This window comes from Exiguobacterium sp. UBA6309 (assembly GCF_002439205.1).
Taxonomy (GTDB): Bacteria; Bacillota; Bacilli; order Exiguobacteriales; family Exiguobacteriaceae; genus Exiguobacterium_A.
In genome coordinates this window covers 50716-62931 of the sequence record NZ_DJTL01000038.1, presented here as the reverse complement: position 1 = coordinate 62931, position 12216 = coordinate 50716, and the positions used below count along the sequence as shown (strand labels likewise).

At 46.1% G+C, this 12216-nt stretch carries 12 protein-coding genes; 8 read left to right on the top strand and 4 right to left on the bottom strand.

The window, feature by feature from the left end; translation table 11 throughout:
• Positions 1-153 precede the first annotated feature (153 nt).
• Positions 154-2196, top strand: a complete 2043-nt coding sequence (locus tag B3M90_RS13500) for a bifunctional diguanylate cyclase/phosphodiesterase (protein ID WP_214852352.1) — start codon at positions 154-156, stop codon at positions 2194-2196.
• A gap of 233 nt (positions 2197-2429) precedes the next feature.
• Here B3M90_RS13500 and B3M90_RS13495 read toward each other — a convergent pair whose 3' ends face one another.
• Genes B3M90_RS13495 through B3M90_RS13485 form a run of 3 tightly spaced genes read right to left on the bottom strand, consistent with a single transcriptional unit; the run spans position 2430 to position 4462 of the window.
• Positions 2430-2777, bottom strand: coding sequence for an iron-sulfur cluster biosynthesis family protein (locus B3M90_RS13495; protein WP_035410282.1), 348 nt, complete (start codon positions 2775-2777; stop codon positions 2430-2432).
• 51 nt (positions 2778-2828) lie between these two features.
• Entirely contained in the window at positions 2829-3557 is a 729-nt protein-coding gene (locus tag B3M90_RS13490; protein ID WP_214852355.1) for a tryptophan-rich sensory protein, read from the bottom strand.
• A 59-nt stretch (positions 3558-3616) separates the two neighbouring features.
• On the bottom strand, positions 3617-4462 hold the full coding sequence (locus B3M90_RS13485) for a DegV family protein (protein ID WP_290784462.1): 846 nt from the start codon (positions 4460-4462) through the stop codon (positions 3617-3619).
• Positions 4463-4649: 187 nt separating this feature from the next.
• Between B3M90_RS13485 and B3M90_RS13480 the strand changes: the two genes are divergently transcribed.
• The 6 genes from B3M90_RS13480 to B3M90_RS13455 all read left to right on the top strand — a co-directional run bounded on the left by B3M90_RS13480 (position 4650) and on the right by B3M90_RS13455 (position 9658).
• On the top strand, positions 4650-5195 hold the full coding sequence (locus tag B3M90_RS13480; protein WP_290784461.1) for a helix-turn-helix domain-containing protein: 546 nt from the start codon (positions 4650-4652) through the stop codon (positions 5193-5195).
• Positions 5196-5208: 13 nt separating this feature from the next.
• Positions 5209-6303, top strand: a complete 1095-nt coding sequence (locus tag B3M90_RS13475; RefSeq protein WP_035410273.1) for an ABC transporter ATP-binding protein — start codon at positions 5209-5211, stop codon at positions 6301-6303.
• Entirely contained in the window at positions 6303-7109 is an 807-nt protein-coding gene (locus B3M90_RS13470) for an ABC transporter permease (RefSeq protein ID WP_414655232.1), read from the top strand. The genes B3M90_RS13475 and B3M90_RS13470 overlap by 1 nt, the downstream gene beginning before the upstream one ends.
• Complete coding sequence (locus B3M90_RS13465) at positions 7109-7909, top strand: ABC transporter permease (RefSeq protein WP_035410268.1); 801 nt, start codon at positions 7109-7111, stop codon at positions 7907-7909. The genes B3M90_RS13470 and B3M90_RS13465 overlap by 1 nt, the downstream gene beginning before the upstream one ends.
• 3 nt (positions 7910-7912) lie before the next feature.
• The gene (locus tag B3M90_RS13460; protein WP_056063175.1) at positions 7913-8983 is read left to right on the top strand and encodes an ABC transporter substrate-binding protein; all 1071 of its coding nucleotides are present in this window, start codon (positions 7913-7915) and stop codon (positions 8981-8983) included.
• Positions 8984-9145: 162 nt separating this feature from the next.
• Entirely contained in the window at positions 9146-9658 is a 513-nt protein-coding gene (locus B3M90_RS13455) for a hypothetical protein (protein ID WP_035410262.1), read from the top strand.
• 31 nt (positions 9659-9689) lie between these two features.
• On the opposite strand, the gene B3M90_RS13450 is transcribed toward B3M90_RS13455, so the two are convergent.
• Positions 9690-10298, bottom strand: coding sequence for a YktB family protein (locus B3M90_RS13450; protein ID WP_214852363.1), 609 nt, complete (start codon positions 10296-10298; stop codon positions 9690-9692).
• A gap of 134 nt (positions 10299-10432) precedes the next feature.
• Between B3M90_RS13450 and B3M90_RS13445 the strand changes: the two genes are divergently transcribed.
• Complete coding sequence (locus B3M90_RS13445; RefSeq protein ID WP_214852365.1) at positions 10433-12130, top strand: GGDEF domain-containing protein; 1698 nt, start codon at positions 10433-10435, stop codon at positions 12128-12130.
• Positions 12131-12216: the final 86 nt, after the last annotated feature.

Below are 12216 nucleotides of genomic sequence, written 5' to 3'. Positions count from 1 at the left end.
GCGGATCCGTTTTTGTGTAAGATGTCGAGTGGATTAGGTAAAAAAGTGATGGAATGATAAGAAATCAAACGAATTTCTAAATTTCACTGAAAAAAAGAGTCAGAGCAGACGATAGTTAGGAGAATGACATTTCATAAGGAGAGACCTCATACAATGAATGAATGGATCATCTTAACGAAACACTACGAAGTGACATTGGTCGTGTTATCGGTGCTCGTTGCCATCCTCGGCTCATATGGTTCACTGGAGTTAAATCGTCGTCTAGCGAAAGCGACTTCCTTAAAGAAGCGTGCCTTGTTCCTCTCGTCGTTGACGATGGGGTTATCGATCTGGGGAATGCATTTCGTCGGGATGGGAGCATTCTCTCTGTCCGTCACGGTTCGCTATGATTGGTTTTTAATGTTCTTATCCGTCATTCCCGCTATTTTGGCTGCTTTCATTGCCTTTCATTTGTTGTACTCGTCGACGATTACGCGAAAGAAGGTCATTTTAGCAGGATCCCTGATGGGGTGCGGAATCGCTACGATGCATTACCTTGGCATGATGGCGATGGAGTTCGGTGGAGCCGTTCGGTATGAGAAGAGTTTATTTTTTTTATCCGTCCTGATTGCAGTCACTGTCGCCTATATCGCCTTGCTACTGCTTCATCGCTTGAGACATGTCGATAAGAAACGAATCTTGATTCCCATCGCAGTCGTGATGGGGTTTGCCATCTCTTCGATGCATTATGTCGGAATGCTCGGCACATCGTTCTGTATTCCAGCCTCAGATGCCGGACTTATCGGTGATGCTCCAATCACGTCGAACATCTTGAACGAAGTCGCGATACCGGTCTTCTTGATTCTCGTGTTGATTGCAGGTCTCTACATTCACCTCGAACGTCGTGCACTGCAGATGATGGCGTATACCGATCATCTGACGGGATTACACAACCGACGATGGCTTGATCATCACATGACAAGAGTCGATGCCCAGTATGGTCGTGCTAAGCAGGAGATGGCGATGGCGTTACTTGATCTTGATGGATACAAATGGGTCAATGACACATTCGGATTCGATAAGGGAGATGCGGTCATCCGCCAATTCGCAGAACGGATGTTACAGACGTTGAAGGAAGATGAAGCGTGTATTCGTTATAACGGGACGCAGTTCTTCCTCATCAAACGTGTCTCACAAGAAGACATGACGGATGTCTTCGAACAAATTTTAGACGATGTACGTCTTCCGATTGATCTCGAAGATCAACCGGTTCATTTGACAGCAACGATGGGCGTCATCCTCCCGAATGCGAAGGAATCACTTGAGATGCGGATCGGTCAGATGGAGAGTGCGCTTCGGGCTGGCAAAAATGAGGGGCGTGATCGCTTCATCGTGTATGATGACTCACTACACTCGGATCGTAGAGAGCAATTGATTGTCGGATCCTTACGCCGGGCGATGACGGATTTCAAGGAGTTCACCCTCGTCTATCAACCGAAGATCGCCCTTGCGACGGGAAAAGTTGATCAAGCGGAAGTCTTGATCCGCTGGAATCATCCGAAGTTTGGATTCATCTCACCGGCGGAGTTCATCCCGCTTGCAGAAAAATACAGTTTGATTCACCGTTTAACTGAGTGGGTACTCAAAGAGACCGTCGCCCAGATGGAGATTTGGAAGAAGGAAGATTATTTCATTCGCCAAGTCTCGGTGAACTTATCAGCGATGCATTTCCGGTCCGAGTCACACAACTTAATGATTAAGGAAATCGTCCACCATTCATTGAAGAATGGGAGCGAACTACAGCTACAGCTTGAAATCACGGAAACATCCGTCATGGAGAACCTCGACCGGGCAATGATGATGCTCGGTGAACTGAAACAACTCAGTCTGACGATCGCACTTGATGATTTCGGAACGGGTCTATCATCATTGACACACCTGAAGCATCTCCCGATTGATATCCTGAAGATCGATAAATCGTTCATCGATGAAGTCCCGCATGACGAACGCGGAACGGCAATCACGGAAATGATCATCCAGCTTGCGAAGAGTCTCGGGATCGAAGTCGTCGCGGAAGGCGTCGAGACACTCGAACAGCATCTTTTCCTGAAACGTCTCGGTTGTGATTATGGACAAGGTTATTATTACAGTAAGCCGATGCATGTGAAGGATCTGAATCAGCGGATGATTGAAGAGACCGTTCTAAATGTCGGATAAAGCAATCCAAACACGACTTTCGTTCGTATACTAGATAAGCATGCGAGGATGATGCATGCGACGTCTGGGGGGACGCAAAGCGCTGGATTTTCTCACCAGCTTGTGCACGACGCAGACAGACATCTAGTACATTCAATCATACTCAGACCATCCAAGCTTTTAACGTAGCACCTGTCTGTTCGAACACAAACAAAGGCAACTTCCATCGCGGAAGTTGCCTTTTTCGTCTGTGCTTATGAACGAACCGTGAGGACACAGCCTGTCTGATCCGTAACGAGCACGTTCGTATTGAAGTATTGTCCATCGCTTTTAAGGATCAACGCTTTTTTCTCCGCGTTGTAATCGAGCGTCATGTCTTGATCGAGGAAATGACTCGACCATCGTTTGACAAGAACGGGTCCGACATTCGAGTCGATCGTCATGTCTTCCGGGGTCGCTTCATCGACGAGACGAATACTGAAGATACCAGAGTTTCCGCAACCGCAACCTTCTGTATCGTAGTAGAGGTGTAGTTGACCGGATACTTCACCGCGTAATTGATTGATTCGTTCCTGAGCAGATGGTGTAAATGTGATGTTCATGGTCATTCACTCCTTTTCTCTAGTATACGCCGTTCGAATGAGAAAGGAACGTCACTTGCTCACGCTGACTCGACGGCGCATCCGTACAAGAAGGAAGATATACCCGGCTAACAATAAGACGACGCTACCGAGAACCGCCGTATCGACGAGACCGTTATCCGACTCGAAATTGATTGCGATGTACGCCCAGACGAAGACGAGCGGATAAATCGGATCGCGGTTTGCGAACATGAAGAGAAGGGCGACGATGACACCGACGACAAGCATAATCATCGTCCAACCGGCATCTCCGATTCCAAGCCACGACGTCACGCCCTCTGCGTTGATCGTCAGGAAGATGTCGGCGATCGTTGCGACCGATACCCAGCCGAGATAAAGCGAGAAAGGTAGCTTGAAGCGTAAGCCTTTCGTCTCGCGGTCGATTTTCGAGTAGATGACGATCAATGACAGCAAGAGACCAACGATGACGACGACAGATACGACGAACAATTCGAAGGTGAATGAGACAATCCAGCCAGCATTGAATAAACAGCTGATCAGGAACCATGGTCCGATTTTTTTCGCCAGTTCATGTTCCTTGAATTTTGGGATCGTTTGGAGAATCAACCAAATGAGTAAAATCGTATAGATCAATCCCCAAATCGAGAACGCATAACCAGCCGGTTTGAATAACGTAAAGATGGAGTCAGAAATCCGTCCTGTCTTTCCACCATCGAGGGCGTTCACAGCAATCGTAAAGATGAAGCCGACCCAGTTAAGCCAAATCCATTTATTTTTCAAACAAAAAACCTCCTTTATTCTCTAAAGAAGGTTTACCCAAAAATCATTTTCATTAGTCATCATGGTCGACGCATCGGGTTCAAAAAGGACATGCCGATGGCGGGGTTTCCGGTATGTGAACCGAGAACCGGCGTTAAATCATCGATTCGGACCCGGACGTCGAACTGTGCTTCGAGTCGATTTTTCCAATCGAGCGCCAGTTCATACGCTGTCGCGTGGAACAACGAGATGTCCGTCACTTGACCGCGCTCGAGAATCAAAACAAGGTGATCAAAAATCTTCGAATAGGCTTTCTTGAACGTCCGAACGGTTTGGTATGGAACGATCTTGCCTTCTTCGAAGTGGAACAACGGACGGAGTTGCAACAAGTTACCGACGAATGCCTTCGTCGAGGAGATCCGTCCACCGGCTTGCAATTGATCGAGGTTCGCGACAGTGAATTCGATATGGTGGTCGAAGCGACGCTCCAGAATGATCTGTTCGACGGATTCAATCGAGTGTCCCGCTTCGACGAGCTCCATTGCCTCTGCTAAGAGCTGACCAGCCGGATAAATCCCACAACGAGAATCAATCGCGATCAAGCGGAAGCCGGCAATTTCTGCGCCTTGGACGGAAGCGTTGTACGTTCCGCTCAGTTCACTCGACAGGTGGACAGCAAAACCGATGTCGTAATCTTCTTTTAGTCGTTCGTAGTGTTCGGTAAAACTACCGATGGAAGGTTGACTCGTCGTCACTTTATGTTTTGCATCAATCCAGCTATAGACGGTTTCCGCATTTACATCGACCCCATCGATGAAACTTTCGCCATCCTTCATGACGAGTAAAGGGACAACCGAGAGATCGTCGCGCTTTGCGATCGTATCCGGTAAAATCGTCGTACTATCAGTGATCCAAGCAATCCGCATTACAAGTTCCTCCTAAATTTAGTACCTGATAATAATTGTAGGTGTAAGCGTTCTCGCTGTCAAATGAACATTAAAAAATATCAAACGTTTTAGTTGATTAAATAATGAAATACGCTATAATCGGTACGTGATTAGTAAACTTTTAGTCATCTTATACTAAACTAAGCCGATGAGAGGAGGACGTCGATTGTACTCAATCGGACAAAAAATCAAGAACCTCCGTCTTCAAAAGGGATTGACGCAAGAGGAACTCGGGGAAAGAACAGACCTGAGTAAAGGATACATCTCGCAACTCGAACGGGAAATCAGTTCCCCATCGATCGAGACACTGTTTCATCTCCTTGAAGTCCTTGGCATCTCACCGAAGGATTTCTTTGATGAGGACGCACTCAATCAAAAAGTCGTCTATGGAGAAGAAGATGTCACAACATATGCGGACGAAGAACAAGGGTATCATGTCACATGGCTCATTCCGGAATCGAATGAAAAAGAGATGGAACCGGTCCTGCTGACACTTGCGCCAGGGGGAGCCTTCAAGACGTATGAACCGTCGGGGGCGGAAACATTTGTCTATGTGCTCGCGGGGAACGTCACATTGATGCTCGGACGTCAGTCTTTTTTAGCGAAGCAAGGGGAGACACTTTACTATAAGGCTTCAGAAATTCATCAATTACGCAATGAGTCAATGCAAGAGACAAAGGTCCTCGTGACCGCAACCGACTCATACCTATAAAGGAGGAACTAGATTGGCAGATACTACGATCATTCAATTCAAGGACGTCACGAAACGTTATGACGATCAGACCGTTCTTGATCAAGTCAGCTTTGAAATCGAACGCGGAAAGTTTTATACGTTACTCGGACCGTCGGGGTGCGGAAAAACGACGATCTTACGACTTATCGCCGGTTTTTCGGAAGCGACAGAGGGAGACATTATCTTCGACGGGAAACGGATCAATGATGTGCCGGCGAACAAACGTCAAGTTAATACCGTTTTCCAAGATTACGCACTGTTCCCACACTTAAATGTCTTCGAAAACATTGCTTTTGGTCTTCGGATCAAGAAGGTGAAGGAAGCGGAAATCGCACAACGTGTGACCGATGCATTGAAGTTCGTCAACTTGTCCGGTTATGAGAAACGGGAAATCACCGAGATGTCGGGTGGACAACGGCAGCGTGTCGCGATTGCCCGGGCAATCGTCAATGAACCGGAAGTCATCTTGCTTGATGAGCCGCTCTCGGCACTCGACTTGAAATTGCGGACAGAGATGCAATATGAGCTCCGCGACTTACAACGTCGCCTTGGAATCACGTTCATCTTCGTCACACACGACCAAGAAGAGGCACTCGCGATGTCAGATGAAATCTTCGTTCTCAATCACGGCGTCATTCAACAATCGGGAACGCCGACAGATATTTATGATGAACCGATCAACCGCTTCGTCGCGGACTTCATCGGCGAGTCGAATATCATTCCTGGACGTATGATCGAAGATTATCGAGTTTGGTTCGCAGAAAAAGAATTCGAATGTGTTGACCGCGGTCTTGAGCTGAACGAACCGGTCGAAATCGTCATTCGTCCCGAGGATCTTGAAATCACGAACGTGACACAAGGAAAACTAAAGGTTACGGTCGACTCACAGTTGTTCCGTGGGGTGCACTATGAAATCGCCTGTATGGATGAAGTCGGAAACGAATGGCTCGTCCACAGTACGAAAAAAGCGACGGTTGGTGAACAAATCGGTCTGACGTTTGATCCGGAAGCGATCCACGTCATGCGATTGAACGAGACGGAAGAAGAATTTGATAAGCGTCTGGAATCCTACGACGGGGTGTTATGATGCAGAAATCACGTAACTGGTATCTCATCCCGTATCTATTCTGGGTCGCCTTATTCGTCATCGCACCAATTGTGCTCGTCGTCTATTATTCATTCCTTGATCTTGATGGCAATTTCTCATTTGAGAACTACCGGAACTTCTTCACATCGACGTATCTAACGATGACGCTTAGTTCGTTCTGGTATGCCTTTTTGATCACCTTGTTTTCACTCTTGATCGGTTATCCGACGGCTTATTTGCTGACGAAGACGAAACATAAACAACTTTGGCTGTTGCTCGTCATCTTGCCGACGTGGATCAACTTATTGTTGAAGACCTACGCCTTCATCGGATTGTTCAGTACGTATGGTCTCGCAAATCAAACGCTTGAAGCGATCGGAATCGGACGGAAGCAAATCCTGTTTACCGATTTCAGTTTTGTCTTCGTCTCGGTTTACATTTTCATTCCGTTCATGATCCTACCGATCTTTAACGCGATAGAAAAACTGAGCCCATCTCTCGTCTTCGCGGCACGTGATCTCGGAGCTTCGAATTTCACGACATTCCGTCGTGTCGTCTTTCCGTTGACACTTGACGGTGTGAAATCAGGCTGTCAGCTTGTCTTCATTCCGGCATTGTCACTGTTCATGATCACGCGTTTGATTGCCGGGAACCGCGTCATTACGCTCGGTACGGCGATTGAACAGCAATTCCTCGTGACACAGAACTGGGGCATGGGCGCTACGATTGCCGTCTTCCTCATCATCGCGATGGCAATCATCCTTGCCTTGACAAGTACGAAACGGAAGAAAGGAGCGACGACTTGATGAAACGTCTGAAACTAGCAAATCTTTATTTGATCGGTGTCTTCATCATTTTGTATGCTCCGATTTTCTATCTCGCATTCTATTCGTTCAACAGCGCTGATAACATGACGAACTTCGATTCGTTCACGTGGGATTGGTACAAGGAAGTCTTCCAAGATTCACGCTTGTTGATCATCGTCTTGAACACACTCGTCATCGCGTTGTTGTCAGCTGCAATCTCGACGATTCTCGGAGTATTCGGAGCGATCGGGATCCAGGCGGTCCGCAAGAAACGTGTCGAGACGTCGTTGTTGACGCTCAACAGTATCTTGATCGTCAGCCCTGATGTCATCATCGGAGCATCGTTTCTGATCTTCTTTACGATGCTTGGAATCCAGCTTGGCTTTACGTCAGTCTTACTCTCTCATATCGCATTTTCGGTACCGATCGTCGTCATTCTCGTCTTGCCGAAATTACAGGAGATGAGTCCAACGCTCGTCGATGCGGCGCGTGACTTAGGCGCGAGTCGCTGGGATGTCTTAACGAAGGTCGTCCTGCCGTACATCACACCCGGTATCTTTGCTGGATTCTTTACGGCATTGACGTATTCACTTGACGATTTTGCGGTGACATTCTTCGTGACAGGAAACGGCTTTACGACGTTATCTGTCGAAATCTACTCACTTGCCCGCCAAGGGATTTCGATGAAGATCAATGCGTTGTCGACCGTCATCTTCTTGTTTACATTCCTGCTCGTCATCGGCTACTACTTCTTGAACCAACGAGCTGCTACGAAGCTTTCGCGACCGGAGGTGAAATGACCGTTGAAAAAATTGATTCAATTATTCGTCGCGATTTTCTTGATCTCGGGTGTCATCCTATTCACCTTGAATCAGTTAAACGAGACACAAGGGTATTCAGGTAAGAATGTCCTGAACATTTATAACTGGGGCGATTATATCGATCCGGCACTGATCAAACAGTTCGAAAAAGAGAGCGGCATCAAGGTCGTCTATCAGACATTCGACTCGAATGAAGCGATGTTGACGAAAATCGAACAGGGAGGAACGACGTATGATATCGCCGTCCCATCCGACTATGCGATCGCAAAGATGATCGATGAGAAGCTCGTCCTGCCGATTGATCATCAAAAAATCCCGAATCTCAAAAATATTGATTCACGTTTCTTGGATCTATCCTTTGATCCGAAAAATAAGTATTCGATTCCGTATTTCTGGGGAACGGTCGGTATCGTCTACAACAAAGACTTGATCGGAAAAAAACCGACGAGCTGGAAGGATCTATGGGATCCGAAGCTGAAGAACCAGATTCTACTTGCCGATGGTGCGCGTGAAGTGATAGGTATGAGTTTGAACAGTCTCGGTTATTCCTTGAATGAGACGGATGAGTCGAAGCTACAGGAAGCAAAGGCGAATCTGATGCGTTTGACGCCAAATGTCAAAGCGATCGTCGGGGACGAAATCAAGTTATTGCTTGCGAACGAAGAAGCAGGACTTGGTGTCGTCTGGTCTGGAGATGCGAACGAGATCATGAGTGAGAACGACAAACTTGACTACGTCATTCCAAAAGAAGGCTCAAACGTCTGGTTCGATAATATCGTCATTCCAAAGACAGCTAAAAACGTCAAGGGAGCACATCAGTTCATCAACTTCATGTTACGCCCAGATATTTCAGCGAAAAATGCGGACTACGTCGGTTATTCGACACCGAACAAAGAAGGCTTAAAGTTACTCGACAAGTCGGTTCGGACGGATAAACGATTCTATCCTGATAAACAAGTCACTGATACGCTTGAAGTCTATGAGAACCTCGGGAAGAAGATGCTCGCACATTACAATGAGTTGTTCTTAGAGTTTAAGATGCATAAGAAATGAGGAAAGACCTAGTGCTAGGGGCACTAGGTTCTTTTTTTATTTCTCTTCATAAAAATAAATATAAGTTCCCAAAAAAAAACTGTAAAAACTGAATAATTTTTTGAAATAGGGGAATGAGTTTATTATCAACGCCTTTTTACAGGCACCGGGGAGGACATCATCATGAAACAAGTTTTAGGAATCATCTTAACTGCCGCTCTCACTGTCAGCATCGTGTCAGGAACTTCATATAAACAGCAACCGGTCGAGGCATCAAAACAATCAGACGTCAAATGGCTTCAAGAAATTCAAACACAAGCGAAACAAGCGCGCTCACTCGATGGAAAAGTCGTACTTGAAAAAACGACACTTGCACAAGTACATAAAGCGTACAAAGGGGAAAAGAACTCCAATTGGTGTCAAAGTGGAAATGGTCTTGCTTCAGCAGATCGCTCCCTACATTACTGTTCAACGTATGGTGTGAAGGACACAAAAGCTAAAGTTAGCGCCATCGTCTATGATCCAAAGCAAATCAAACGGACGGTGACGGTCAAAGAAGCTAAAAAAGCATATCCGACAGCGAAACTCGATAAAACATTCAACGTCATGACTGTTTCCTCGAAACAGGTCAACATTTATCTAAATTTAAATTCCGACCGTACACAAGTCATGTCAATTCTAGTAAAATATAACTAACGAAAAAGGATGACCGATTCGGCCATCCTTTTTATTTAATCGTTTTATAGAGTGGTACGAGATGTGAATAGGTATTTCGAATCATTGCGAGTAATTCTTCGCGTGACAGTTGATGAACTTGTTCTGCCGGAATATGGCGACCAACAAGGAACTCTGCTTTTTTGACGTCGTGGAAACGTTGTAAACCTTTTTGAAGATCCGTCGCGTGAACAGGAACCGCGTCTTTTTTCATATGGTCATAAGAAACAACGAAATCATCCGGAAGAGTCGTCAGCAGTTCCGTATGCTGTAACAGTTTTGATGCATATTGTTGTTTGTTCGGTAACTCATAAATATAAGCGAGCCAAATGAACAAGTGATCATCAAATAGACCGACTTGGAAGTGCGGATGTTTTTTATATCCACGTTTATCGGGTGAGAATGCCATCCATGTATCTTTCGGAGGATTGACCTTCCGCCGAGCATGTTGCGCGATGTGGACATGGACATCTTCTGCTGTTGCGACCGTCAAGTCAGGTGCGACTTCTTGACCGATGTCGCGGAAGACAGGCTGAATCCGTTCACGAATCGCCTTCATCCGGGGTTCTAATCCATCAATCTGAAATGTATCAAATGCATGTTGCGTGAATGTGTTTGTCATGAAAAATATCACCTCACATCAATTGTATCAAAGGATACTATCGAAGTTCGACATTTTGCTTGAAAAGTAGAATAATGGACATATCGATTTCCATTAATGTACAAATATATACTTAAGAGGAAGGGGAATGTTTTGTGCGTCGTTTTCAACAATATCTCCTCCGAAGCTGGGTCGTTTTTTTCGTAATCGTCATTGGCATCGATCTTTTTGCGAAGTCAAAGGATTATAATCTCAGCATCGATTTGTTTACGTTCTTATTGATTACCGCCTTGTCGACGATTTTCGTCATCGATCCTGTCCGCCGTCGTCATATGAGTTTTACCTTTCATTTTGGATTTGTTCTCTTCACGTTCTTATCATATGGTTTGTTATCAGCGATTTTCGTCGGTCAACTGACGATGCTCATCTATCAGTTGCGGACGATCCATACGCCAATCGGACGTCGTCGGATGTTGCACAACTATCCGTTCAATGTCGCGCTCGAGTTGTTTCTGATCGTGCCAGCAGGTCTTGCCTATAATGCCCTAGGTGGAACACACGGAGACGCATTCCTGTTGACAGAAAACATCGTTCCGTTACTAGCGATGGTCGCGATCCTTTGGATCGTACTCTTGTTACAATACCAGTTATCTCGATTTCTTCTCGGAGAAAACATCCCGAGTGACGTCATGTTCCAGCTCTTACGCTTTGAAGCAGTCGTCATCACGGCAGAACTGTTATATGGGATCTTCAGTACACTCGTCGTCCAAGGGAATGGGAATAGTGGACTCGTCATGGCAGCATTTGCATTGTTCATCATCAAACGAGCACTCGGGAGTTCGGTCGAAGCGTCTGATCGTATCGAACATTGGGAGCAAATCGAGCGATTGAAAGAAGCAGCTTGGAAGGACGGCGATGCACAGTTCATCATCGAGCGGTATCTGCGACAGCTCAACCAATTCGTCAAACCGGATATCGCTTGGATTAAGTTTGATTTTGAAGAAGGCAAGCAGACTGTCTACTATTCGTTGAAGGATGGACGAAAGTTAAAAGCAGATCATGTCGAAGGACGAATCATTGAAGATATCATCGAAAAAGAAGAAGTCCTTCTTTACGGCATGCAACAAGAGTGGGATATTCGTCTGTACGATTGTCTGCCAGAAGAAACACAATCTGTCCTCTTCATCCAACCGGAGGCGACGGAGACGATTAACTGCTCCTTATTCCTTGCGTCCCATGCGAGTGGAGAGTTCACGAAGGACTTCGGATACGAGTTATACCGTGCTTTACGTGTTCTATCGTGGGCCGTTGAACGAGCGCACGAGCGAGAACGGTTATTGACGGATAGTCGAACAGATGCGATGACAAAATTGCCAAACTATCGTGCGCTACAAGAGTGGGGCGATCGTCGTATTAAACAACGCGATCTGTATCCGTTCTCTGCATTGATGATTGATTTGGATCACTTTAAACAAATCAATGATACGTATGGTCATGAAGTCGGAGATGTCGTTTTATTTGAAGTCGCGAAGTTATTGATGCAAGCAACACGAATCACGGATCTCGTTGCGCGTTACGGGGGAGAGGAATTCGTCATCTTGCTACCAAATACGGATCTTGATTCCGCACAAATCGTTGCAGAACGGATTCGTGAGACGTTACATGCGCATCCTATTTTAGTTGAAGGTCACACCCTTCAAATCACAGCAAGTATCGGAATCGATACGTTAAAGGAACTTGGGGATCTTGCGAGTCTGATTCGAAATGCGGACCGGGCGATGTACGTCGGTGCCAAGTTCCAAGGACGCGATCGTGTCGCATCGTATCAGGAGTGGAAAGAGAAGGTCATTTAAAGAAGCGAATAGAAGGTGGCGGATGCGTCACCTTCTTTTTTGATGTAAAAAATCCTTCCAGTTCAAATGAACGAGAAGGATTGAAG